The sequence below is a fragment of the Pseudomonas sp. GL_135 genome, assembly GCF_057834665.1.
Map to the genome: position 1 here is coordinate 4,795,994 of NZ_CM174408.1, position 24,610 is coordinate 4,820,603.

A 24,610-nucleotide genomic window follows, 5' to 3' on the forward strand; every position below is an offset into this window, starting at 1 on the left:
ACAAGCCACCTTTGCTCGGGCTAGTTATGTTTTTGAAGGATTAATAAGATTGAAAAGAACTGTGAGTTCAGAGAGATGGCGGCGTATGCCGAAGGCAAAAGAGGATAGCGTCAAGAACCGGCGGGATATTGATCTATGTCAATCAACGGCCAGGTCGCGGAGCGGCAACACCTCATACTCCGCAAGGGCGCAAGGGCGCAAGGGGCCGAGCGAAACAAGGGCATGCGGGAGCCGGGTTGCCGGCTCCCGACGATCAAACGAATAACGTGATCAACGCGAAGCCGACGTACCAGACGATGGCCGAGCGGATAAGCAATTCCCACAATACGTCCAGGCTGTTGACGCCCTCCACGCCTACCACTGGCGCCGGAACCTCGCCAGCGACGCAGCCGACTTTGCTGATCAGGCGCGAGGCACTGATGTTCCAGTTCAGCAATTCGCTGAGCATCACGCGGCTGACCGCAACGAAGTTTCCGACCAGTGCGAAGCTGGCCGCCAGCAAACGCACGGGCACCCAATCAAACGCATGCCTTGCCTGGGTCGCGCGCTCAACCAGCGCTGGTGTCTTGCCGTGCTCCGAGGCAAGCGCCAGCAAGCGGTACGCCAACGCGGCAACCGGGCCGAGCACGAAATACCAGAAAATCACCGCGAAAAAACCCTGATAGATCTGCCACAGCAAATACGTTTGAGCGCCGCCCAAGAGCTCTTCCTCATTCTCAGCCTGAACGCCCAGATCACGTTCGGCAACCAGCACTGCCGCTTCCTGATCGCCGCGACGGCAAGCGTCTCGAAACGAGCCAAGGGTGGCTTTGACGTCGCCACGGCCCAGGCTGTAAATCAGCACCAGCAAATGGATCGGCAGCGCCAGCCAGCCATAAGCCACTGAGCCGACAATGACCAATACCAGGGCCAGGACCACCAGAGGCAGCACAACCGTGACCATCAGAATCCACCACGGCCGTTTGGCCGAGCGCGGGTTGGATTCCAGCCGACTCAATTGATTGAGCCATGGCCCATCGTGCTGGATACGCCTGCGCAGGGCCGAGAACTTCTCGATCCAGACCGCCAGCAGCAAAACCAGAAAACTCATCAGCTGTTCCTCATTTCAAACGTCCAGGGCGGCACGAAACCGCGCCCAGTCAAAACACGGACCTGGATCGGTCTTGCGCCCCGGCGCGATATCGCTGTGACCGCATATGCGTTGCGTCGTAATCGTCGGCCACGCCGCTTGCAGCTGGCGGGTCAAGTCGACCAACGCCTCATATTGCGCGTCGGTGAAAGGTTGATCATCAGTGCCTTCCAGTTCGACGCCAATGGAAAAATCATTGCACGTCTCGCGACCCTCAAAGACTGACACACCTGCATGCCAGGCACGATCCAGGCACGACACGAATTGCGTTACCTCCCCGTCGCGCTCAATCAGGAAGTGCGCAGACACCCGCAGCTCGGCGATGCCTTCGAAATAGGGGTGTTCTGTGACGTCCAGCCGGTTCTGGAAGAACGCCTGGACCTTGCCGGTCTTGAACTGCGCGGGTGGCAGACTGATGTTGTGGATCACCAGCAACGAGATTTCGTTTTCCGGCCGGGCATTGAAATTGGGTGAAGGGCATTGCTGCGCGCCGTGGCACCAGCCTGTGGCAGGGTCCAGATGCATGGGAAGTCCTTAGGGCGTAAAACGACAGCGCGCAGTATGCCCGCGACAGGAAAGGATGTGGATGGCGAATCTACGCGGAAGGCGCACAGATTCGCAGTCGGAAGTCGTAGGACCGATCGGGGCTTAGCCCTTGAGCTTGCGCAGATTGCCCAGTACCGACTCCAGTGCGCGGTCGAACAGCAGGGCGTCGTCGAGAACACGAATCGTGCCGCGACGGAATTCCACCGCAAGGCCCATCCGGGTTTTCTCAAGCACCTTCATGCCAGTGCGATTGACGAACACGTAGCGCCCGCTCGGCTCAACGATCGCCGCCAGCTTGCAGCGCAGCTTGTGGGATTCATCCTCGTGGATCTCGACCCAACTGCCGAGACGAAGCTTTTCGACCTGCATCAAGCCTTCGTCGTCGGCAGGAAGCTGCATCGACGGCTCGTTCTGGATTTGCTCGCCCGGCCCAACCAGCACGATCTCCTCGACCACCGCCATCATCATAGGGCCGTCAGCAGACTGGGGTTGATCGCCTTCCGCGTCGCCTTTTGGCGTCCGCGGCACATGGCTGAACGCCTGGACGTGAAGCACTTCGAGCTGGCTGAAGAATTCGCTGGTGGCAAAGGGATCAAAAGCCGCGCTGCTCAGGCCGTCGCGCAGGGATTTCAGCAGCCCAGGTACCACTTCAAGCAAACGCTGTCGGGCATCCGGTTCGTCATGGGGCTCGACGCTCCAGATCAAATCGTCCATTGCCTGAAGACCTGACGCCCATTCAGCCGACTGATCGCCGTGCTTCAGGCAGGTGAGTAACAGCACCTTGCTCCACGCCTCCTGCAACAGGCGAACAACCACCTGCGGCAGCGTCTTGCCAAGCAGGCGATCGTTGAGCGCCTGCTGCACACGTTGACGCGCCAACTCTGCCAGAGCGCGGCCTTGTTCAGCGTCACGGGTGCGCTGCTCGAGCAGCTCACTGCGGCGGCGCTCGTCGCTGGTGAAGGCCAGAAAATCGACCAGCAATTCCGTGAAGATCGCCGGGTCATCGACGAAATCGTGGAGCAGACGCTGGACGATCTGATCGATGCGGGCATAAAGCGAGTCGCGCTGGGTGTCGTCGCGACCACCCCAGCCAAGCGCCGCTGACGCGATTTCGTTCAGCAGCCGGCGCGCAGGGTGGCTGCCACGGCTGAAGAAACTCTTGTCGATGACCGCGACCTTGAGCATCGGGATCTGCAAACGGCCGATCAACGCGCGCAGCGAACTTGGCAGGTTGCGATCGTCGAGGATGAATTCGAAGAGCATCGAAATGAGGTTGATAACGTCCTCATCCATCGTGCCGACGACGCGAAACTTGCCGCTTCTCGCGCTCACGCGGCTGATCAACTGCTCAAGCTGGGCGCGGAGGTCGAAGTCGTCGCTGTCTTCGACTTTCGGGACGTATTGCTGCAAGTGGGACAGCAGACGCAGCAAGTCTTGGCTTGAAATCGGACGCGCTTCTGTCACCGAATCGGGGCGCGGCGTCAGATTTCCACGCACATGCACCAGCAACTCCTGCAGCGCCGAAAACACGTCTTGCACGCTTTTATCGAGGCTTTCCGTCGCTTGGAGAATGGCGGCGTTGTCGGCGCGCACGGCTTCGCTCGAAGGCGGCGCGCTGGCGATACGATCAGTGGAGCGGCGGGACGGCAATGCCTTAAGTTCCGGCAATACACCTGCGGAAATCAGCAACTGGTTGGCTTCCTCATAAAGCTGATCAGCGTTGCTCAAGGCGTATTTCTCGAACAGCTTGAGAATGATCAGCTTTACCTTGATTTCAACGCCGAGGCTGCGCCCGGCCTGCAGGAAATAGTCGCACAGGAGCGTCGGCCCCAACGGATTGGTCTCGTCGGTCAACGGCTGGGGGATGAGTACGTTCAAACGCGTGGTCAGCTGACCCAGGGCGATGCCATCGCGACTCATGACCTTGACCACCATGGCATCAACCGCCACGGTGCGTTCGAGATCATCGTTATGGACCAACGCAAGCTTGTCGTAAGAGACAGGCTCGGGAATCGGGGGCTCAGAAACTTCGTACTGACCCAGGCGCAGGAACGCTTCAAAGAATTTGTCGAGGAAATTGCGCTCTATGCTTTTACGCTTAAGGCGCAAGTCACGCATGGCTTCGAAGAAAATGTTCTGCTCAGTGTTGTTGTGAGCACGGTCGGCCATTTCGAAAAGCGTGTCGTCAGCATTATCGAAAAGCGTCTGCAGGCTTTCCTTGAGTTGCTGCGCCGCCCGGTCACGAACCTGAAGCAAAACGACGGGCAGCCGAGCAACAGGCGAGGATCCCGAATGATCCGCACCTGCCTTCAAGGGCACCACTTTGTTACCGTCGTTCTGCATCAAGGACTCCTTCACACCGTCGACACAACTGCTCAGACAACAGTTACACCCCGCAGCGAATGAAGACTCGACTCCATTCGAACGGATCTCAAAATTTTATCCCTGGGGATGTTGCAGGCTGACGCCAACACCATGACGTCAAAAACAAGGCGAAAGTATCGAGTAAAACCGGGTCGCTCGCCAGCGAACTCTTCGCCTTTATTGGAATGATAGAAGGCGGCGAAGGGACATGTGCAGCGATAGACCATGGAAATCGCAATCTGTCGCATAACCGAGGAAAAAACCGACAAAGTGCATCTAATGCATCCGACTGGACACTTGGCGTGCGTAGGTTGGTACACCCGTCTGCCATATACTCGGCGCACTTAGTCCGTGGAGCTCGTTATGCCAAACCTACGTCTTGATGCCCTCGCTGCTGAAATCGAAGCCAACGTGCGTCGTGCGTTGCTGGAGGATGTGGGCAGTGGCGACATCACCGCGCAGTTGATTCCGGCGGAGCGACTGGCGAAGGCCACTGTGATCTCACGCGACGCAGCGGTGATTGCCGGTACAGCATGGGTCGATGCTGTTTTCCGTCAGCTTGATCCGCGCGTCGCCGTGCATTGGCAGATCGTCGACGGCGATCGCGTGCAGCCCAATCAAGCGCTGTTTCACCTGGAAGGCCCTGCCCGCTCCTTGCTGACGGGCGAACGCAGCGCGCTCAACTTTCTGCAGCTGCTGTCAGGCGTTGCCACCCGCGCGCAGCACTACGCCGACATGGTCGCCGACACTCAGGTCAAACTGCTCGACACCCGCAAAACCCTACCGGGCCTGAGAATGGCGCAGAAATATGCCGTCACCTGCGGCGGCTGTCATAACCACCGCATCGGCTTGTTCGACGCCTTCCTGATCAAGGAAAACCACATCGCCGCGTGTGGCGGTATAGCGGAAGCCATCACCGCCGCGCACAAAATCGCGCCGGGCAAGCCCGTGGAAATCGAAGTGGAAAACCTGGACGAGCTCAAGCAAGCCCTCGACGGCGGCGCTGACATCATCATGCTTGATGAACTGAGCCTGGACGACATGCGCGAAGCCGTGCGCCTCACGGCGGGCCGCGCGAAACTGGAGGCCAGCGGCGGTGTGACTGACGCTACCCTGAGGACCATTGCTGAAACCGGCGTTGATTACATCTCTATTGGGACGCTGACTAAAGACGTGAAGGCGGTAGATTTGTCGATGCGACTGAGCCTTTGAGATGGTGGCAGCGTCTTAAAGGTTGAACTGCGACGGGTGCTCGGGCTCTGCTTGTTATGGGTTTGAGATCCCTGAGATCGAATTGGTAATTAGACGGATGAGGAAATGACGATGGCTGACGAGAAGCAACCTGTCGAACCTGAAGAAGACGTTCCGGCTCACTCCACTGAAGAAGAGAAGGAGCGGTTGAAGGATTTCAATAAGGACGGGATTCCGCCGGGGATTTGTTGATTGGCGAGATGATGCGGACGTTGGATAAGAAAAAGCCCGGTCTTGAGGACCGGGCTTTTTGTGTTTCTGGTGCCGAAAATAGGAATCGAACCTACGACCTTCGCGTTACGAGTGCGCTGCTCTACCGACTGAGCTATTTCGGCGAAAAGCGTTGTGGTGTAAGTAAAAGCTCTAGCCAGCCCCACCTACAAAACGCCGACTCTGGCGGTGTCGTTAGTTCACACCAGTACGAGAACGAGTGCAGCCACCGCCTGTCACACTAGCCCAAGTGATGCGGTTAGCATCAACAACGCCCGGCGTCCAAGTGACAGTGCAACCACCTGCCGCCGCTGTACCAGTTACCACGATTGCCGCAGTACCAGGAGTCATAACCACAGCGTTCATGTTAGGGGTCGCAGCAGGAAGACCTGCATACCCGACGGTCGTCAACAGCCTTGCGGGGGTGTCGCAACTGGCGAGGACGCTGTTGTTAGTCTGCAGGCACTCTGCGATTGCTGCTTTCACAGGCGCAATCGCAGTGTTGTTGTCAGCCCAGCGCGCGCGCACCACGTAATCCTGATATTGAGGGATTGCGATCGCGGCCAGGATCCCGATGATCGCCACGACAATCATCAGCTCGATTAACGTAAAACCTTTTTGTAAATTCATCGCTACTACTCCAAGCGTCAATTTGGTGTTGCTCGAAGTAGGCTCTGCATGCAACGTGCCAGCTTCTAATCGCCGAAGCCTTTGCCCATCCCTCCACTATCGCCGTCGCAAATGGCACGCGGAGTCAGCACAAAGTGACAATTTCCGTCACCTTCGCATTGCGAATTTGGCAGCCAAGCTTGACTAGGCTATAAACGATTCAATGTCTGGATCTGGTGGCTGTAATGACTGATGTCGTCCTAACCGGCTTGGCTAAACAACTCGTTATAGCTGAGCTGCTCACAGAAAAAACGGCGCAAAAAGCCTACGAACAAGCGCGGCGTGACAAGGTTTCGCTGGTTCATCATCTCGTCGAAACAAAGCTGTTGAAAAGCATAACGCTGGCCGAAGTCGCTTCGGACCAGTTCGGCATTCCTTTTCTCGATCTAGGCACCCTTGAGAAAGAAACCCAACCAAAAGGGTTGGTCAGTGAAAAACTCATTCGCCAGCACTGCGCGCTCCCGCTCTGGCGCAGGGGCAACAAGTTATTTGTAGGGATTTCAGACCCCACTAACCATCAAGCCATTACTGACATCCAGTTCAGCACAGGGCTGACAACTGAAGCGATTCTGGTCGAAGACGATAAGCTAACCGCCGCCATTGATAAGTTTTTCGACGGCAACGCAGGCATGGGAGATTTGGCGGATGTTGACCTTGGTCTCGAAATAGAGGCGGTCGATGAGAGCAAAGAAACTGCCATTGCCGGCCAAGACGCCGATGATGCTCCGGTCGTTCGCTTCGTAAATAAAATGCTGATGGACGCTATCCGCCTTGGTTCATCTGACCTGCACTTCGAACCCTACGAAAAGATCTTCCGGGTAAGGCTTCGCACAGACGGCATACTTCATGAGGTAGCAAAGCCGCCCATCCACTTGGCAGGCCGCATTGCTGCGCGCTTGAAGGTCATGGCGAGCCTCGATATTTCGGAGCGCCGGAAACCTCAAGACGGTCGCATAAAACTCAGGATCTCGAAAAATCGTGCCATCGACTTCCGGGTCAACACGCTGCCCACTCTGTGGGGAGAAAAAATCGTGATGCGGATTCTGGACCCTACCACTGCACAAATGGGTATCGACGCGCTGGGATATGAGCCCGAACAGAAGGAGTTATATCTAGAGGCGCTCCGCCAACCCCAGGGCATGATCCTCGTCACTGGACCAACTGGCTCGGGTAAAACGGTGTCGCTTTACACAGGGCTGAACATTCTCAACACCGTGGACATCAATATTTCCACAGCGGAGGACCCGGTTGAGATTAACTTGGAAGGCATCAATCAGGTTAACGTCAACCCGCGTCAAGGTATGGACTTCTCACAGGCTCTACGGGCGTTCTTACGTCAGGATCCTGACGTGATAATGGTTGGGGAAATTCGAGACCTCGAAACCGCCGAGATTGCTATCAAGGCTTCGCAAACCGGCCATATGGTTCTGTCTACGCTGCACACCAACAGCGCGGCCGAAACGCTGACCCGCCTACACCACATGGGCGTAGCAGCGTTCAACATTGCAACGGCGATTAACCTGATCATCGCTCAACGGCTAGCACGCAAACTTTGCACGCACTGCAAAAAGGAAGTCGAGATCCCTCGGGAGACATTGATTGCGGAAGGTTTCCCCGAGTCGCAAATTGGCTCGTTCCAGCTTTACTCACCAGTGGGCTGCGAGCACTGCAATGGCGGCTACAAAGGCCGAGTAGGTATCTACGAGGTGGTGAAGAGTACGCCGGCGCTGGAGCGCATCATTATGGAGGAAGGCAACTCAATCCAGATCTCTGAACAGATGCGCAGAGATGGTTTCAATGATCTGCGAACGTCTGGGCTGATGAAGGCAATGCAGGGTTTGACAAGTCTTGAGGAAATAAACCGGGTAACCAAGGATTAAGCATGGTGACCAAAGCAGTAAAAGTCAGTCTCTATGCTTGGGAAGGGCTGGATAAGAAGGGGACCAAGGTTACCGGCGAGATTAATGGGCACAACCCGGCTTTGGTAAAAGCTCAGCTGCGTAAGCAGGGTATTAATCCGACCAAAGTGCGTAAAAAGTCCGTTTCGATTTTCGGCAAAGGGAAGAAGATCAAGCCTCTGGACATTGCTTTTTTCAGTCGCCAAATGGCTACGATGATGAAAGCGGGCGTCCCCTTGCTGCAGTCCTTTGACATCATCAGCGAGGGGCACGACAACCCGAACATGCGCAAGCTCGTAGACGAGATTAAGCAAGAAGTTGCTGCGGGGCACAGCTTCGCCACGGCGCTAAGGCAAAAGCCGTTATATTTCGATGACCTTTTCTGCAACTTGGTAGATGCAGGGGAACAGGCAGGCGCCCTTGAAACACTATTGGATCGAGTCGCGACCTACAAAGAGAAGACCGAATCGCTGAAAGCTAAAATTAAAAAAGCAATGACTTATCCAATTGCTGTCGTCGTGGTCGCGTTTATCGTGACGGGCATTTTGCTGCTAAAAGTTGTACCCCAGTTTCAGACCATTTTTGATGGATTCGGAGCTGAGCTCCCAGCATTCACGCTAATGGTGATCGGGCTGTCCAAAATTGTTCAAGAATATTGGTGGATGCTGCTGGGTGGGATCGTGTTAAGTATTTTCCTGTTTCGGCGTGCTTACCGAACCTCCGAAAAGTTTAGAAACGGCCTTGACCGAGCACTCCTGAAGATGCCCGTTATAGGTCCTTTGTTGTACAAATCCGCAGTAGCGCGATACGCACGGACCTTGTCCACGACGTTCGCTGCGGGCGTTCCACTGGTGGAGGCGCTTGATTCTGTCTCTGGCGCCACCGGTAATGTTGTCTTCAAGAACGCAGTCAACAAAGTCAAACAGGACGTCTCCACCGGTATGCAACTGAATTTCTCCATGCGCAGCACCGGCGTGTTTCCGATGCTAGCCATACAGATGACCGCGATTGGGGAAGAATCCGGCGCGCTGGACTCTATGCTCGATAAAGTCGCGACCTACTACGAGGATGAGGTCGATAACATGGTCGACAGCCTGACAAGCCTCATGGAGCCGATGATTATGGCTTTCCTCGGTGTCATCGTCGGCGGACTCGTTATCGCCATGTACCTTCCCATTTTCAAGCTCGGACAAGTCGTCTAACCATGCCCCTCCTCGACCTCCTGGCCAGCTTCCCGCTGGCCTTTATTCTATGCACGCTCGTCTTGGGCCTGCTCGTCGGCAGTTTCCTAAACGTCGTCATCTACCGCCTGCCAAAAATGATGATCCGCGACTGGAAAACCCAATCCCGGGAAATGCTCGACCTCCCCCCAGAGCCGCAACCAGAAACCTTCAACCTCATCCTCCCCCACTCCCGCTGCCCGCACTGCTCACACAAAATCCGTGCGTGGGAGAACATTCCGGTCGTCAGTTATCTGTTCCTCGGCGGCAAATGCTCACAGTGCAAAGCCCCCATCAGCAAGCGCTACCCGCTGGTTGAATTAGCGTGCGGCTTACTCTCGGCCTTCATCGCCTGGCATTTCGGTTTCGGTTGGCAGGCTGGGGCGATGCTGGTGCTGACATGGGGTTTGTTGGCGATGAGCCTGATCGACGCCGACCACCAGCTTCTGCCGGACGCGATCGTGTTGCCGCTGCTGTGGCTGGGCCTGATCGTGAATGCGTTTGGCCTGTTCACGTCGCTGACCGATGCGCTGTGGGGCGCGGTCGCGGGGTATCTGGTGTTGTGGTGTGTGTTCTGGCTGTTCAAGCTGATCACGGGCAAGGAAGGCATGGGTTACGGCGACTTCAAGTTGCTGGCCATGCTCGGGGCGTGGGGCGGGTGGCAGATTCTGCCGCTGACAATTCTGCTGTCGTCGATTGTCGGGGCGGTGTTGGGCCTGATTCTGCTGCGCTTGCGCAATGTCGAGACCAGCACGCCGATCCCCTTCGGTCCTTATCTGGCGCTCGCGGGGTGGATCGCTTTGCTCTGGGGTGATCAAATAACCACTTCGTATTTGCAGATCGCCGGTTTCAGATGACTTCTCCTGCGTCAAAACCCTGGATTCTGGGCCTCACCGGTGGCATCGGCAGCGGCAAGAGTGCGGCGGCTCAGTGCTTCGTCGATCTCGGCGTGCATTTGGTGGATGCCGATCACGCCGCTCGTTGGGTTGTCGAACCCGGGCGTCCTGCCTTGGCGCAGATCGCCGAGTACTTCGGTGCAAGTGTGCTGCAGGCTGATGGCACGCTGAATCGCTCGGCGTTGCGCGAGCTGATTTTCAAGGATCCGCAACAGCGGGTCTGGCTCGAAAGCCTTTTGCATCCGCTGATCCGCGAGGAAATCCGGCAGTATCTGGCGCGCGCCGAATCGGCTTATGCGATTCTGGTGTCGCCACTGTTGCTGGAGACTTCTCAGCACCAGATGGTGCAGCGGGTGTTGGTCATTGATGTGCCGGAATCGGTGCAGATCGAGCGCACGGTGTTGCGCGACAAGACCAACGAGGAACAGGTGCGGGCGATTCTCAAGGCGCAGGCCAGTCGCGAGGAGCGCTTGAGCCGGGCCGATGATGTAATCGTCAATGACCGTGACCCGGCCTGGCTGAAAAGCGAGGTCGAGCGTCTGCATCACTTTTATTTAACTTTGCGTGGAGGCCAATGATGAGCCAACCAATGACCGTCGATTGCCCAACCTGCGGAGCGCCCGTGGAATGGACACCGGAGAGTAAATTCCGGCCGTTCTGCTCGGACCGTTGCAAGCTGATCGACCTGGGCGCCTGGGCGTCGGAAGAACATGCGATTCCGGTTGCGCCGGATGCGGAAGACGAGCTGTTTTCAGGTGACCTCGACCCTCGTCAGCACTGATCAAACTTGGCAGCCACACTGGGCGAACAACGCACATCTCCCAAAGCCGAGCGTATCCCGTCGACAAGAATGAGCGCCGAGATCGACAACAATTTGTGGGAGCGAGCTTGCTCGCGAAGAAGCCGGTACATCCGCTAGATATCCAGCAGTTCTAATGCCGTCTTCGTGAGCAAGCTCACTCCCACATGAACGAGACACCCCCCGGAAACCAAAAAAGCTTCGCGACCTTAATCGCGAAGCTTTTTTTGTGGCCGAGCGTTTAGCCCAATTTACGCTGCGGCGCGCCGTGGACCATGGTGTAGGCGTAGTCGACGCCCATGCCGTATGCGCCGCTGTGTTCCAGGACCAGTTCCATCACCGCTTCGTAGGTTTCCTTGTGTGCCCAGTCGCGCTGGAATTCGAGCAGAACCTGCTGCCAGGTGACCGGCACAGCGCCTGCCTGAATCATCCGTTGAACCGACATGTCGTGGGCTTCCTTGGTCGTGCCGCCGGAAGCGTCAGTGACGATGTACACCTCGTAGCCTTCAGCCAAGGCGTCCAGCGTCGGGAAGTTCAGGCAGACCTCGGTCCACAACGCAGCGATGATCAGCTTCTTGCGACCGGTCGCTTTGACCGTTTCCACCAGTTTCTTGTCTTCCCACGAGTTCATCGACGTGCGCTCGATCGGCTGCTGATCCGGGAACACCGCCAGCAGTTCAGGCCAGATGAAACCGCTGAAGCTTTTGGTTTCGACCGAAGTGTAGATCGTCGGCACGTTGAAGATCTTGGCGGCCTTGGCCAGGCCAACGGTGTTGTTCTTCAGGGTCTGACGATCAATTGATTGGACGCCAAAAGCCATTTGCGGCTGGTGGTCGATCAGGATCAGGGCGGCGTTGGTTGGGTTCAGCAGTTCGCGAATGGACATGGGTAGATTCCTTAAATGGTCAGCAGTGAGTTCTTTATGGGTTAGCCGCTGCGCGGGTCAAGCGTGTTGGCTGGCTTGGGAGTGAATTTACGGGCTGGCCGACAAAGGAACAATCCCATAGAATCGGGACTCATTGTTTCCAAATCAGGAACGGTCATGGATCGTATCGAATGCATGCGCGCGTTTGTCGCCACCGTGGGCGCCAATGGCTTTGCCGCAGCGGCCCGCGCACTGGACGTGCCGCGCTCGAAAATCAGCAAGCAGATTCAGGCGCTGGAAGAAGCCATTGGTGTGCAGCTGTTGCAGCGCACCACGCGCAGCCTGCATTTGACGGAAGCTGGCGCCGAGTACTACGACGCGTGTCGGGATGTCATCGCCTCGCTGGACGAAGCCGAACAACGGGCGCGGACCGGGATGGGTGAAATACGCGGCGTGTTGCGGGTCAATGCGCCGATGTCGTTTGGACTGAGTCGTCTGGGGCCGCTGATTCCGCGCTTCAACGAGTTGCACCCGAACGTCGAGCTGCAGGTTGTGCTGAGCGATCAGCAGGTGGATCCGGTCAAAGGCGGCTTTGACGTGACGATTCGGATCGCCAGCCTGCCGGACTCGTCGATGATCGCGCGCTCGCTGGCCCCGGCGCCGAGGATCATGGTGGCCTCGCCCGACTATCTGGCTCGCGAAGGCACGCCGCAGACCCCCAAGGATTTGGCACACCATAAGTGCCTGAGTTACGGCTATTTGCAGAGCGGCGTGAGCCTGCAGTTATGCAACGGCAAGGAAACACAGCGGGTGACGGTGAGCGGGCCGTTGCACGCCAACAACGGTGACATTCTGGCGCAGGCTGCAGTGGCGGGAATGGGCATCGCGTTGCTGCCCAATTTCATCATCGAGCGCGCGGTGGCGGATGGGCGGCTGGTACCGGTGCTGTGCGATTGGGAAGCGCCGGCGATTACGGTGAACGCCGTGTACCCCTCATCCCGTCGGGTGCCGATGAAGACCCGGGCGTTCATTGATTTTCTGGTGGCTGAGCTGTCGGTTGAGTCCGGGGCGTTTTGACAGCAGCCGTTGGGGGAGCGTGCTCGTTACACAGGCCAGTACATCCGCTAAATCTTCAGCGGCTGGAATACCGTCTTCGTGAGCAAGCTCACTCCCACAGGGCCTTTACCGCCCGAAACCGTGGCGTGTCCCACAGGTCCTTGATCAGTCCGGGATTCCTGGTACGGCGCTGATCATGTGGGGGCAAGCAAAGAGATAGGACCATCCGCTAAAAATTCAGCGGCTGGAAGGCCATCTTCGTGAGCACGGGGGGGGAGCCACCCCGGTCACTCCCACAGGTCCTTGATCAGTCCGGGATTCCTGGTACGGCGCCGATCATGTGGGAGCGAGCTTGCTCGCGAAGAGGCAGGAACATCCGCTGCATCTATGGCGGCTGGAATACCGGCTTTGCAAGCAAAGCGCTTCAGCTCAGTCAATCAAGCCCTTCAAACCACACTCCCCACCGGCACCTTCCCTGCGAGCCCATCCGCCAGGCTCGCCAACACCATCTCGCCCATCCGCGTCCGGGTTTGCACGGTGGCGCTGGCGCGGTGGGGTTGCAGGACCACGGTTTCCAGGGCGAACAAGGCATCCGGCACGTGGGGCTCATCGGCGAATACGTCGAGCCCCGCGCCCGCAATCGAGCCAGCTTCCAGCGCTGCAACAAGGTCCGGCTCATTGACCAGACTGCCGCGCGCCACGTTAATCAAGAAACCTTGCGCGCCCAGCGCTTCCAGCACCTTGGCGTTGATGATGCCTTTGGCTTTGTCGGCGGCTGCCGCCACGATCAGCGCGTCACTTTGCGCGGCCAGTTCGACCAGACCGCTGACGAAGGTGTAAGGCACGTCGCCCATGGCGTTGAGGTCGGTGTAGCTGATCGGGCAGCCGAACGCAGCAGCACGCGTGGCGACGGCCCGCCCTACCCGGCCCATGCCGACGATGCCGATGCGCATGCCGCTGAATTGACGCGCCAGTGGCAGCGGCACCAGCGGCGTCGCGGTCTTGGTCCATGCGCCGGAGCGTACATATCGGTCGCCCGTGCACAACCCGCGACAGACTGAAATCAGCAGACCGATGGCAAGGTCGGCAACGTCTTCGGTCAGCGCGCCGATGGTCGCCGAGACGCGAATGCCACGGTCCCGCGCGTAGGCCAGATCAATCGCGTCGGTACCAACGCCGTTGACCGCGATGATTTCGACCTTCGGCAACTGCTCCATCACTTCACGGGTGATACCGGTGTGGCCGCCGGTGACCACGCCGCGGATATTGGCGCCGTGCTCGCGCAGGTAAGCAGCCTTGTCGGCCTGCTGGAAATACGGGCGAACGGTGTAGCGCTCGTTCAGCCGCGCGTTGATGTCAGGGATCAGGATCGGGCTCAGCTGGAGGATTTCAGGTTTCATCGGTATCTCGCTTATCTCGAATTCGGACGGATCAACCACGGCCCACGAAGGGCATGTTGGTGGCCATGACGGTCATGTTCAGCACGTTGGCCGACAGCGGCAGTGCAGCGATGTAACGCACGGCGTCGGCGATGTGCTTGACGTCGATCATCGGCTCGACCGCTGTCGAGCCATTGGCCTGACGCACGCCTTTGGTCATGCGCACCGACAGCTCGGTCAGCGCGTTGCCGATGTCGATCTGGCTGCAGGCGATGTTGAACTCGCGACCGTCCAGCGCCAGGCTCTTGGTCAAGCCCAACACTGCGTGCTTGCTGGCGGTGTAGGGCGCGGTGAACGGCCGTGGCACGTGGGCGGAGATCGAACCGTTGTTGATGATCCGGCCACCCTGGGGCGACTGTTTGCGCATCAGGCCAAACGCACCGCGGCTGCACAGGAAAACGCCCGTCACGTTGGTGTCGATCACGCTCAGCCACTTCTCGATGGGCAGCTCGTCCATCGGCACAGCAGGGGCGTTGACGCCGGCGTTGTTGAACACCAGATCGAGGCGGCCATACACCTCCTCGATGGTGGCGAACAGGTGGTCAACACTCGCCGGATCACGCACGTCGCACGACACCGCCAACGCTTCCCCGCCCTGCTCGCGGGCCTGCGCCACCAGCTCTTCAAGCGGCTCGATACGGCGCCCGGTCACCACTACTTTGAATCCATCTTCCAGCAGGCCTAACGCGACGGAGCGGCCGATGCCACTGCCCGCGCCGGTGACCAGGGCAATTTTCGAAACGGATTGATCAGTCATTATTGTTCTCCTTGTTGCTCATCAAAAATGCGGCTGTTCTGGATGATTTGCTCAGCGGCGCTCACCCACCCTCACTTCAAATTCGCCGACGCCGTCGATGCCGCCATTGATCACGTCGCCCGCTTCGAGCGCGGCAACGCCGGGCGGCGTGCCGGTCATGATCAGGTCGCCGGCGCGCAATGTGACGGAATGGGATAGCTGGCTGATGACTTCGCTCACCGACCAGATCTGGCCCTCAAGGTCGGAACGCTGACGCTCGACGCCGTTGACGCTCAGCCAGATAGCGCCTTGTTGCGCATGGCCGTCACGGCCTGCCGGGCGGATGGGCGTGATCGGCGCCGAGCCGTCGAACGCCTTCGCCGGCTCCCATGGATTGCCCACCGCCTTGGCCGCCATTTGCAGATCGCGACGGGTCAGGTCGAGCCCGGCGGCGTATCCCCAGACGTGGTCCAGCGCATGTTCGGCGTCTATCTCGAAACCGTCCTTGCCGATGGCAACGACCAGTTCGATCTCGTGGCAAAACTGGTCGGTCTGGGTCGGAAACGCGACCTCGCCCACTGCGTCCACCACCGATGTCGCCGGTTTCATGAAGAACGCCGGGACCTCGCGCTCAGCGGTGGCAGCATCGCCCCACAGGTAATTGCGGCCCAGGCAAAACACCCGGCCAACGGGGAACCGTGCATCGCTGCCATGCACCGGCAGGCTGCTGACTCGGGGCGGTTCGAATACAAAGTTGCTCATGAAATTCCTTATCACCAAAAGACGCTCAATCCCGCCAGATGCAGTTCAGACTACGGGATCAACCGACGGGAAAGTTGGACAAAACCGTGTTTGCGCTGGACTAAAAAACTCAATACCGCGGGCATTAAAAAAGGCGTATTTGCATACGCCTCTGCCCAATACGGCATAAGTTCACACACACATTCTTGAGCGGTTACCGGGCCTTTAGCTCGATGCGATAAATGCGGCCCAGCAACAGTGAATAAGAGAGCGTGCCGATACACGCGACCCCGCCGATGAACCAGAACGCCCACGCGAAGTTGCCGGTGACATGCAGGATCTGCCCGATAACAATCGGCGTGACGATGCCGCCAATGTTGGCCGCCAGACTGGTGATGCCCCCGGTCAGGCCGATCAGTTCCTTGGGGGCGATTTCCGACACGGCTGCCCAAGACGATGACGCGATGCCCTGTGCGAAAAAGGCGATTGTGAGGAGCGCGATGCAGACTTCATTGGAGTCGGTGAAGTTGACCAGCATGATCGACATGCCGAGCGCCGAACCCACCACCAGTGGCAGCTTGCGGGAGAAGGACAGCGAATAACCGCGGCGGATCATCCAGTCGGCGATGAAGCCTGCCAGCAGCACGCCGACCGTGGCGCCAATGAACGGCAGCACTGCGAAGATGCCGACTTTGACCATGGTCAGGTGCCGCTCTTCAATCAGGTAGGTCGGGAACCAAGTCAGGAAAAAGTACAGCGCCGAGGTGCTGGCGAACTTGCCCAGGCAGATGGCCCAGACCTGACGGTATTTCAGTAGCTCGGCAATTTGCGCCCATTTGAATTTGTTTCGTTCCTGACTGCTTTTGACCAGGCCGCCGCCGTCTTCGATGTAAGCCAGTTCTTCCTTGCTGACTTTCTTGCAGTTCATCGGGTCGCGATACAGGTACAGCCAGGCAACCCCGAAGACGATGCCGATGATGCCGGTGCTGTAAAACACGTGGCGCCAGTCATAGGTCGTGGCGAGCCACAGCAACAAACCGGTGAACAGCGCCGTGCCCAGATACTGCCCGCACACGTAGATGCTGCTGGCCATGCCGCGTTCCCGCGCAGGAAACCAGACCGTGACTGCGCGGCTGTTGGCCGGAAAGGCCGGTGCTTCCATTGCGCCGATGGCCAGACGCAAGCCGAACAACGAAGCGAAACCGCCTGCCATGCCCTGGCATACCGTTACCGCGGACCACGAGATAAGTGAAGCACCGTAGGTGAAGCGCGAACCGAACCGGTCGGCGATGAAACCGGCGGGCACCAGGGCGAAGGCGTATGTCCAGGCGAAGGCGGAGAAGATCAGGCCCATCTCGACCTTGTCCAGACCGAGGTCTTTGGCCATGAAAGGTGCAGCGATGGAGATGTTCACGCGGTCGACGTAGTTGATGATCGTGGCGATCAGCAGCAGCGACAGCATGAACCAGCGGCGGTGGGTCATCGGGCGGGCGGGAGCGGCGGTGACTGGGGCGGCCACGACAGCATCCATCGCCTGAATATCAGGGTTGCTCGACATGAGAATTCCTCATTGTTTTTATTGGTATCGAGTGATGAAGCGCGCCTCCAACTTATCGTACGACCGGTTTTAAACAAGCCGACGCTTAGAACGTTTTTGGATTTCAACAGCCGCTTGTAATGAATTGTCCAAAAAACTGCCCGCGTGTTAAAACAGCACCGAGCGATCGAATGCGCACGCAAACGCCTGCGCTAGAGCAGTCCGCTGAAGGCGAGCAGTAAAAAGATTCTTGGACAAATTGACTCGCCTCCTCCGTAAGCAAATGTTTGGATTTAGTCATACGACGACCGACAATAAGAAACACAAGACGAGGAGCACTCGATGGATTCCATCAATCGCGTCCCCACCTACGGCATGCAGCAGCGCAGTGAGCGGCCGGATTTTTACATCCGCGGCAAGACCGAGGGCAAGGCAGAAACCGCGCCTCATCGCCACGAGTATTTTCAGATTCAGATCAACCTCGGCGGCGACACCGTGCAGCACATCGGCGGTGTGGTACGGCCCTTCCCGCGCAACACACTGGCGTTCATCCTCCCGCATAAATTGCACCTCATTCCGCATCCACCGGAAGGCAATTTCCTGCTGATCAATTTCGCTCAGACTTTCCTCCTGCCCCAGTTGCAATGCGACCCGCTGGACCTCGAAGACGTGGCGATCGCCCTCGCCCCGGAGCTGTCGCCGTTTCGTTTTCAGGAGCACCTGGATTTCACGCTGGACGCCGCTGATTTTGCCGAGATCAAGCATTTGCTGGGCCGCATGCGTGAGCTGGACGCGAACCGGCAGTTTGGCTCGCGGGAGATTCTCAAAGGGTGCCTGCTGCAACTGATCGGCACGGTCTGCCAGTTGTACGCTGAGCCGATCAAGCTGCTGGCCGACGACAATGCCGCCGAGCGCAGCCGCCGCGACGCGCTGGCGCGGATGTCGGAGTACGTGCGCAAGAACCTCGACGACCCGGACCTGAGCCTGAAAAAAGCCGCCTCGGCCGCGTTTCTGTCGCCCAACTACCTGACCCATTGGCTGCGCAAGGAAGTCGGCAAGACCTTCAGCGAGCTGGTGCTGGAACGGCGCATGCACCTGGCGCGCACGCTGCTGCTTAACGGCAGCAAGCCGGTGGGGGAAGTGGCGCGGTTATGTGGTTTCGCCGACGAGGCGTATTTCTCGCGGCGTTTCCGCCACGCCCACGGCATGCCGCCGGGGCAGTTCAGGAAGCAGCGGGATTTGTAGCCTGCCAGACCCTGCTCATGCACCGGGCAGCTCCTTAAATGGATCAGCGCCTCCCCGGCCAACTTTATCTCGGCCCCTATGTTTCTTCTCGCCTCCGGAGCGTTAAGCTTGGCGCCATGGATGACTCCGATTATCTGCGTCTTTTGACGATCCAGGCCGAGCAAGCCAATGCGTTTCTGTCCAATGCGCGCAAGTGGGAGCGCGAGCGTTGGGTGTGCGAACGGTTGCTGCAGGGCCTGAACATTCCCCATCGCACCGACGACTTCCTGCCTGCCGGGCAAGAGCCGCCGGACGTGCTGTTTCGCGATGCGTGTTTTGAAGTGTTCTTTGTTCTGGATGAAGGTCGTCGGCTCAACGATGAGTGGCGCGAAGAACTGCAACGTCGGCGCAGCGCGTTTTCCCTCAGCCAACTGGTGCGCCGGGAAGCCAAACCCAAGCGCATTCCCGCTGCCGAATTGCTCCGGCGTCTGGCGCCAACCCTGCGCAAAAAGGCCCACAACTACACAGAGCGCGGCCTGGATTTGGGCGAGCTGGACATCATTGCCTTCGCCAGCCTCAAGCGCGAGGTGCTCGACCTGAACAGCCACTTTCCGCCGCCCACCGAATATTTGCGCCAAGGCTGGCGATCACTCTCGCTGGTCGGGCCGACCTTCGCCCGGGTATTGTTCGCCCATCCGGATGCCCCGGATTTCCTGCGGACCAATCTGGGCCGCAGCGTGGTGTTTGATGTGGGAATCAGTTTATGAGTCCGTTGCAGGAATTGATCGCCGATGTACCCCAGCGTGGACGCGTGCGCTGGATCGGCGTGCGCCCGGAATCCCGTGGCGAGATGGTTGAACTGGAAGCCGTGGAAGCGCGCCGCGAAGCAGGCCTGACCGGCGATCACGCCCGCCCGGGCCCGCGTAACGCTCGACAGGTAACCCTGATCCAGTGGGAGCATTTCGCTGTGGTCAGCTCGCTGATGGGGAGGGCCGAGGACAACCCGGTGTTGCCTCAGGATTTGCGACGCAACATCGTGATCAGCGGCATTAACCTGTTCAGCCTGAAGAACCGACGCTTCCGCATCGGTCAGGCGATCTTTGAAACAACGGGCTGGTGCCAACCCTGCGCACGCCTTGAGCAGCGCCTGGGCCACGGCATTTTTCAGGCCGTCCGTGGCCATGGCGGAATCACCGCGCGGGTGATACAAAGCGGCATCGTGCGTCTGGACGACGTTTTGTGTATCGAGCCGATCGAACCGAGCGTCCAGGACTTTAACCCAGCCAACAGCGCGGTCTCCTGATCCGGATCAATAGTGATAAAGAGCCTCAAATGATCAGCCCCCTGAAACCTGCCGACACCGCGCGTGTCGAAGCGTACATTCGAGCTCCCCGCCCAAGTCGAGCGCCGACCCTTTTGGCGTTGGCTGCTCCTTGTAATGGTGCTCGGACCGGGCCATTTGAGCCGTTTACTGAGCGATTTGACGCTATGAGCTGCCTTGCGCTCGCGCGGATTGCGCTGACACAGAATTCCTTAAGCCTTATGAGATATCCCCATGACCCATCGTATTGTGATTGTCGGCGGAGGCGCTGGCGGTCTGGAGCTGGCTACCCGTCTGGGTAAAACCCTGGGCAAGAAAGGCACCGCCAGCGTCACGCTGGTCGACGCCAACCTGACCCACATCTGGAAACCGCTGCTGCACGAAGTGGCCGCCGGCTCGCTCAACTCTTACGAGGACGAGCTGAACTACGTGGCGCAAGCCAAGTGGAACCACTTTCAGTTTCAGATGGGCCGCATGACCGGGCTGGATCGGGAGAACAAGCAGATCCACTTGGCCGAGACCCTCGACGAAAACGGCAAGGAGCTGGTCCCGGCGCGCAGCCTGGATTACGACTCCCTAGTGATTTCCGTCGGCAGCACGACCAACGACTTCGGCACCAAAGGTGCCGCGGAGCACTGCCTGTTCCTCGACACCCGCAAGCAAGCCGAGCGCTTTCATCAACAATTGCTCAATCGCTACCTGCGCGCCCACGCGAGCCAAACGGATGTGGCCGAAGAGATCAACGTCGCCATCGTCGGTGCCGGTGCGACCGGTGTCGAGCTGGCCGCAGAGCTGCACAACGCGGCCCATGAGCTGGCGGCTTACGGACTGGGCCAGATCAAACCGGAAAACCTGCGCATCACGGTGATCGAGGCCGGGCCGCGCGTCCTGCCGGCACTGCCGGAACGTATTGGCGGCCCGGTGCACAAAACGCTGGAGAAATTGGGCGTCACGGTGCTGACCAATTCGGCGGTCAGTGAAGTAACAGCCGAAGGCCTGGTGACTGCGACCGGTCAGATGATTCCTGCGACGCTGAAGGTCTGGGCGGCAGGCATCCGCGCTCCGGCGTTTCTGGAGGGCATCGCCGGTCTTGAGACCAATCGCATCAACCAGCTACAGGTGCGTCCGACGCTGCAGACGACCCGCGACGACAACATCTTCGCTTTCGGTGACTGCGCGGCGTGCCCGCAAAAAGGCACGGACCGTAACGTGCCGCCCCGTGCGCAAGCGGCGCATCAGCAGGCATCGTTGCTGGTGAAGTCGCTGAAGCTGCGCATCGAGGGCGGCACGCTGCCGGAGTATCGCTACCAGGATTATGGCTCGCTGATTTCGCTGTCGAAGTTCTCGGCGGTCGGCAATCTGATGGGCAACCTGACCGGCAGCGTCATGCTAGAAGGCTGGCTGGCGCGGATGTTCTACGTCTCGCTGTACCGCATGCACCAGATGGCGCTGTACGGCATGTTCCGCACGCTGATGCTCATGCTGGGCAGCCGAATCGGTCGCGGCACCGAGCCACGCATGAAGCTGCACTAAGGCTGAGTCCTGCAGGCCCGCTGCGCCAATGCGGCGGGCCTCATCCCTCCCCCATTCCAGACACCTGCCTCACCGTGCGGGCGCGAGAATGCGCGCCCGTTACGGCATCACCCGCCCTTTGCCCAGATGCTTGGCCCTGTACATCCAGCGGTCGGCTTCGCGCATGAGTTCGTCAGGGGCCTTGCCCGAGCCGGGTTCATACATGGAGAAGCCGATGCTGGCGTTGCTGCGAATGACATCGCCCTTGATCGTGAGGGGCTGAGCAATCGCCGTGAGGAGTTTCTGAGCCACTTCACGGGCTTCTTCCACCCCCGGCGTGATGCCCTCCAGAATCACGATGAACTCATCACCGGCCAGTCGAACCAGGCTGTCAGTCCTGCGGATGCAGCTCTGCAAACGCGTGGCGATAGCGCGCAGCAGATCGTCACCGGCATCGTGTCCGTAACTGTCGTTGATGACTTTGAACCCATCCAGATCGATGAACATCAACGCCATCTGCAACCTGGAGCGATCCGCCCGCGCCTGAGCGATGGGCAACAGCGAGTCCAGCGCGCGGCGGTTGTGCAGGCCGGTCAGAGAATCATGCCGGGCCTCCTGCTCAAGCTCCTTGCGCGCTTGAATGTTCTGGATGATTGAAATGAAATATTCCAGCTCTCCTGCTTCGGACAGCTTTTTCGTGACGCTCAGATTGACCCAGACCGCGCTACCGTTTTTGCGCAGGTAACGCTTTTCCATCTGATAGCTGTTGATTTCACCGACACTCAACTGATGCAGCATCTCAAGATCACTGCCCAGATCGTCGGGATGAGTGATGTCCTGGAATGTCAGGTGCTGAAGCTCATCGGGCGCGTAGCCAAGGACATCGCACAGCGCAGCATTGACGCTGATCCAGCCACCGTCGGGCGCCACCAGCGCAATGCCTACCGAGGCCAGCTCGAACATGGAGCGATAACCCGCCTCACTGGCTTCGAACAAGGCCTCGGAGCGATTCTTCTGAATCCGCGTCAGCATCAGATTTTCCCGCAGTTGCATCTCGCGGCTGACGATCTCGGCCAGGTCGTGGAGGATGGACAACTCGTCCGGGGTGATGATTCTGGGCCGCGCGTCAATGGCGCAAAGCGTGCCCACGGCGAAGCCCTGGCTGGTGCGGATGGGTACCCCGGCATAAAAGCGGACATGGGGATCGCCGGTGACCAGTTGGTTGTCGCAAAACCGCGCGTCTTCGAGGGCATCGGGCACTACGAGCTCGGCGGCTTCAAGGATGGCATGCGCGCAAAACGCGACCTCCCGCGGCAGTTCCACCGCTTCAAGCCCCACTCGGGACTTGAACCACTGACGGTCCTGATCCACCAGCGATATCAGGGCGATCGGCACGTTCAGCACCTGCGCCACCAGGCGAGTGATCCGGTCCAGCGCGACCTCGGGTGGCGTGTCGAGTACTTCGAGAAGGTGCAGCGCTTCAAGTCGCTGTTGCTCGAGTAAAGGAGTTGGCGACTTCATAAACGGCCGATCCTGGAGAGACTGCCCGAAGTCTATACCCGGCGTCATGAATCCGCACCGGAGCGCCGCGTAAATAAACGACCTGGGCGTCGCGAATGATCCGGCTGCCGGTGAAGAAATCCGTCATGCCTTGTCATAAAAACGTGCTGTTTGCTGTGATCCCATCAACGCATCTCACCCCGATGTCGCTCGATCACAGGAAGTCATCCATGTTGCAGCTCTCCCGTATGATGCTGGCCGCAGGCCTTGGCATCGCGCTTAATCTATCCATGGCCGCCACGGCAGGCGCAGCGTCCGAAGTTACCGGCGCCGGCTCCACGTTTATCTATCCGGTGCTGTACAAGTGGGCCACCGACTACAACCAGAAGACTCAGATCAAGGTCAATTATCAGTACATAGGCTCCGGCGCAGGCATTGCACTGATCAAGGAAGGCGCCGTGGATTTCGGCGCGACTGACCGGCCGATGAGTTCGGCAGACCTGGAATCCTTTGGCCTGCAGCAGTTTCCTTCGGTGATCGGCGGCATCGTCCCGGTCATCAACGTCGCCTCGGTCAAACCGGGCACGCTGAAATTCACAGGCCCGGTGCTGGCTGACATCTATCTCGGCAAAATCAACAAATGGAATGACCCGGCCCTCGCCGCCCTGAACCCGGGCGTGAAATTGCCGGACGCGAAAATCAGCGTGGCGTATCGCTCGGATGATTCCGGCACCACGTTTAATTGGGTGAGTTACCTGGCGAAGGTCAGCCCGCAATGGAGGAGTCAGCTCGGCGCGGGGTCTTCGGTGAAGTGGCCGGTGGGCATGGGCAGCAAAGGCAGCGAAGGCGTAGCGACGTACGTCAAACAGGTGCCGAACTCGATCGGCTACGTCGAGTACGCCTACGTCAAACAGCAGAAGTTGAATTATGGGCTGTTGCAGAACGCTGCCGGCACCTTCGTGACGCCGAGCACCGAAAGCTTTCAGGCTGCGGCCGCGACGGCTGACTGGAAGAACGCGAAGGATTTTGACCTGTCGATGCTCGACGCGCCGGGGGAAAACGCTTACCCGATCACTGCAGCGACGTTCATCGTGATGTTCAAGCAACCCAAAGACGCTGACCGGCAGAAGACTGTTCAGGATTTCTTCCGCTGGACGCTGGAGAGCGGGCAAGAACACGCACGCTCGCTGGACTTCGCACCGATCCCTGATGACCTGAAAAATCAGATCGAGACTTACTGGGCTAACCCGCCCAAGGCTCAATGAATACCAGAAACGAAAAAAGCGTCCCGAAGGACGCTTTTTTGTAGCTTCAGCGCGAGTGGCGCTTAAGCGGTATTTTCTGCCCGGATACAGCTGGGGCGAAAATGGTCGGGGTAAGGGGATTCGAACTCCTGACATCCTGCTCCCAAAGCAGGCGCGCTACCGGACTGCGCTATACCCCGGTGAAACATGAAAACACCCTAAGGTGTTTCCAGAGCGGGTGACGCGGATGGCGTCACTCCCTAAGATCCAACCCGATGAAGCCAGGTCAAAAATGGTGGGTCGTGTGGGATTCGAACCTACGACCAATTGGTTAAAAGCCAACTGCTCTACCAACTGAGCTAACGACCCAAATAATGGTCGGGGTAAGGGGATTCGAACTCCTGACATCCTGCTCCCAAAGCAGGCGCGCTACCGGACTGCGCTATACCCCGA

Annotated in this window: 22 protein-coding genes, 4 tRNA genes and 1 pseudogene; 13 read left to right on the plus strand and 14 right to left on the minus strand. The window is 58.7% G+C overall.

The window, feature by feature from the left end; translation table 11 throughout:
- Nucleotides 1-253 precede the first annotated feature (253 nt).
- From ampE to AC3ISG_RS21235, 3 genes are all read right to left on the minus strand, one after another.
- Nucleotides 254-1,090 carry a regulatory signaling modulator protein AmpE gene (gene ampE, locus AC3ISG_RS21225; protein ID WP_489297887.1) on the minus strand — a complete coding sequence of 279 codons (837 nt, stop codon included), beginning with the start codon at nucleotides 1,088-1,090 and terminating at the stop codon, nucleotides 254-256.
- A gap of 15 nt (nucleotides 1,091-1,105) precedes the next feature.
- Entirely contained in the window at nucleotides 1,106-1,654 is a 549-nt protein-coding gene (gene ampD / locus AC3ISG_RS21230; RefSeq protein ID WP_489297888.1) for a 1,6-anhydro-N-acetylmuramyl-L-alanine amidase AmpD, read from the minus strand.
- A 123-nt stretch (nucleotides 1,655-1,777) separates the two neighbouring features.
- A complete protein-coding gene (locus AC3ISG_RS21235; RefSeq protein ID WP_489297889.1) occupies nucleotides 1,778-4,018 on the minus strand; it encodes a DUF1631 domain-containing protein in 2,241 nt (746 codons plus the stop codon).
- 384 nt (nucleotides 4,019-4,402) lie between these two features.
- Here AC3ISG_RS21235 and nadC point away from each other — a divergent pair, with 384 nt between their 5' ends.
- Complete coding sequence (gene nadC, locus AC3ISG_RS21240; protein ID WP_489297890.1) at nucleotides 4,403-5,251, plus strand: carboxylating nicotinate-nucleotide diphosphorylase; 849 nt, start codon at nucleotides 4,403-4,405, stop codon at nucleotides 5,249-5,251.
- 298 nt (nucleotides 5,252-5,549) lie between these two features.
- Here nadC and AC3ISG_RS21245 read toward each other — a convergent pair.
- A tRNA-Thr gene (locus tag AC3ISG_RS21245) sits at nucleotides 5,550-5,625 on the minus strand.
- 70 nt (nucleotides 5,626-5,695) lie between these two features.
- Nucleotides 5,696-6,130: a pilin gene (locus AC3ISG_RS21250; protein WP_489297891.1), complete on the minus strand. Its 435-nt coding sequence runs from the start codon at nucleotides 6,128-6,130 to the stop codon at nucleotides 5,696-5,698.
- 224 nt (nucleotides 6,131-6,354) lie between these two features.
- On the opposite strand from AC3ISG_RS21250, the gene pilB reads away from it, so the two are divergent.
- From pilB to yacG, 5 genes are read left to right on the plus strand one after another with little or no spacing between them, the layout of a single operon-like run.
- Nucleotides 6,355-8,049 (plus strand): type IV-A pilus assembly ATPase PilB, encoded by a 1,695-nt coding sequence (gene pilB / locus AC3ISG_RS21255; RefSeq protein WP_489297892.1) that lies wholly within the window; start codon nucleotides 6,355-6,357, stop codon nucleotides 8,047-8,049.
- Between the two features lie 2 nt (nucleotides 8,050-8,051).
- The gene (locus AC3ISG_RS21260; RefSeq protein WP_489297893.1) at nucleotides 8,052-9,269 is read left to right on the plus strand and encodes a type II secretion system F family protein; all 1,218 of its coding nucleotides are present in this window, start codon (nucleotides 8,052-8,054) and stop codon (nucleotides 9,267-9,269) included.
- Nucleotides 9,270-9,271: 2 nt separating this feature from the next.
- Entirely contained in the window at nucleotides 9,272-10,144 is an 873-nt protein-coding gene (locus AC3ISG_RS21265; RefSeq protein WP_489297894.1) for a prepilin peptidase, read from the plus strand.
- The gene (gene coaE / locus AC3ISG_RS21270; RefSeq protein WP_489297895.1) at nucleotides 10,141-10,761 is read left to right on the plus strand and encodes a dephospho-CoA kinase; all 621 of its coding nucleotides are present in this window, start codon (nucleotides 10,141-10,143) and stop codon (nucleotides 10,759-10,761) included. Before AC3ISG_RS21265 ends, coaE begins: the two co-directional genes overlap by 4 nt.
- Nucleotides 10,761-10,964, plus strand: coding sequence for a DNA gyrase inhibitor YacG (gene yacG / locus AC3ISG_RS21275; RefSeq protein WP_074888353.1), 204 nt, complete (start codon nucleotides 10,761-10,763; stop codon nucleotides 10,962-10,964). Before coaE ends, yacG begins: the two co-directional genes overlap by 1 nt.
- 259 nt (nucleotides 10,965-11,223) lie before the next feature.
- On the opposite strand, the gene AC3ISG_RS21280 is transcribed toward yacG, so the two are convergent.
- A complete protein-coding gene (locus tag AC3ISG_RS21280; RefSeq protein WP_489297896.1) occupies nucleotides 11,224-11,868 on the minus strand; it encodes a hydrolase in 645 nt (214 codons plus the stop codon).
- A gap of 156 nt (nucleotides 11,869-12,024) precedes the next feature.
- On the opposite strand from AC3ISG_RS21280, the gene AC3ISG_RS21285 reads away from it, so the two are divergent.
- A complete protein-coding gene (locus AC3ISG_RS21285) occupies nucleotides 12,025-12,924 on the plus strand; it encodes a LysR family transcriptional regulator (RefSeq protein WP_122622750.1) in 900 nt (299 codons plus the stop codon).
- A 425-nt stretch (nucleotides 12,925-13,349) separates the two neighbouring features.
- On the opposite strand, the gene AC3ISG_RS21290 is transcribed toward AC3ISG_RS21285, so the two are convergent.
- The 4 genes from AC3ISG_RS21290 to AC3ISG_RS21305 form a co-directional block, all read right to left on the minus strand.
- Complete coding sequence (locus tag AC3ISG_RS21290; RefSeq protein ID WP_489297897.1) at nucleotides 13,350-14,303, minus strand: 2-hydroxyacid dehydrogenase; 954 nt, start codon at nucleotides 14,301-14,303, stop codon at nucleotides 13,350-13,352.
- 31 nt (nucleotides 14,304-14,334) lie between these two features.
- Nucleotides 14,335-15,099 carry an SDR family oxidoreductase gene (locus AC3ISG_RS21295; RefSeq protein WP_122535385.1) on the minus strand — a complete coding sequence of 255 codons (765 nt, stop codon included), beginning with the start codon at nucleotides 15,097-15,099 and terminating at the stop codon, nucleotides 14,335-14,337.
- Nucleotides 15,100-15,150: 51 nt separating this feature from the next.
- Entirely contained in the window at nucleotides 15,151-15,840 is a 690-nt protein-coding gene (locus AC3ISG_RS21300; RefSeq protein ID WP_489297898.1) for a fumarylacetoacetate hydrolase family protein, read from the minus strand.
- A gap of 193 nt (nucleotides 15,841-16,033) precedes the next feature.
- Nucleotides 16,034-17,350 carry an MFS transporter gene (locus AC3ISG_RS21305; RefSeq protein ID WP_241072696.1) on the minus strand — a complete coding sequence of 439 codons (1,317 nt, stop codon included), beginning with the start codon at nucleotides 17,348-17,350 and terminating at the stop codon, nucleotides 16,034-16,036.
- 348 nt (nucleotides 17,351-17,698) lie between these two features.
- Between AC3ISG_RS21305 and AC3ISG_RS21310 the strand changes: the two genes are divergently transcribed.
- The 5 genes and pseudogenes from AC3ISG_RS21310 (at nucleotide 17,699) to AC3ISG_RS21330 (ending at nucleotide 21,434) form a co-directional block, all read left to right on the plus strand.
- On the plus strand, nucleotides 17,699-18,601 hold the full coding sequence (locus AC3ISG_RS21310; RefSeq protein WP_489297899.1) for a helix-turn-helix transcriptional regulator: 903 nt from the start codon (nucleotides 17,699-17,701) through the stop codon (nucleotides 18,599-18,601).
- Nucleotides 18,602-18,717: 116 nt separating this feature from the next.
- Complete coding sequence (locus AC3ISG_RS21315; protein ID WP_122535381.1) at nucleotides 18,718-19,347, plus strand: DUF1780 domain-containing protein; 630 nt, start codon at nucleotides 18,718-18,720, stop codon at nucleotides 19,345-19,347.
- Nucleotides 19,344-19,883: an MOSC domain-containing protein gene (locus tag AC3ISG_RS21320; protein WP_489297900.1), complete on the plus strand. Its 540-nt coding sequence runs from the start codon at nucleotides 19,344-19,346 to the stop codon at nucleotides 19,881-19,883. Before AC3ISG_RS21315 ends, AC3ISG_RS21320 begins: the two co-directional genes overlap by 4 nt.
- 29 nt (nucleotides 19,884-19,912) lie before the next feature.
- A pseudogene (locus tag AC3ISG_RS21325) lies at nucleotides 19,913-20,072 on the plus strand (DUF3094 family protein).
- Nucleotides 20,073-20,135: 63 nt separating this feature from the next.
- Nucleotides 20,136-21,434, plus strand: a complete 1,299-nt coding sequence (locus AC3ISG_RS21330; RefSeq protein ID WP_489297901.1) for an NAD(P)/FAD-dependent oxidoreductase — start codon at nucleotides 20,136-20,138, stop codon at nucleotides 21,432-21,434.
- 99 nt (nucleotides 21,435-21,533) lie between these two features.
- On the opposite strand, the gene AC3ISG_RS21335 is transcribed toward AC3ISG_RS21330, so the two are convergent.
- A complete protein-coding gene (locus AC3ISG_RS21335; protein ID WP_489297902.1) occupies nucleotides 21,534-22,934 on the minus strand; it encodes a diguanylate cyclase domain-containing protein in 1,401 nt (466 codons plus the stop codon).
- 227 nt (nucleotides 22,935-23,161) lie between these two features.
- Between AC3ISG_RS21335 and pstS the strand changes: the two genes are divergently transcribed.
- Entirely contained in the window at nucleotides 23,162-24,178 is a 1,017-nt protein-coding gene (gene pstS, locus AC3ISG_RS21340) for a phosphate ABC transporter substrate-binding protein PstS (protein ID WP_489299569.1), read from the plus strand.
- A 102-nt stretch (nucleotides 24,179-24,280) separates the two neighbouring features.
- Here the strand turns inward: pstS and AC3ISG_RS21345 are convergent.
- From AC3ISG_RS21345 to AC3ISG_RS21355, 3 genes are all read right to left on the minus strand, one after another.
- A tRNA-Pro gene (locus AC3ISG_RS21345) sits at nucleotides 24,281-24,357 on the minus strand.
- A gap of 93 nt (nucleotides 24,358-24,450) precedes the next feature.
- A tRNA-Lys gene (locus AC3ISG_RS21350) sits at nucleotides 24,451-24,526 on the minus strand.
- Between the two features lie 6 nt (nucleotides 24,527-24,532).
- Nucleotides 24,533-24,609 (minus strand) — tRNA-Pro (locus AC3ISG_RS21355).
- Between the last annotated feature and the right edge of the window lies 1 nt (nucleotide 24,610).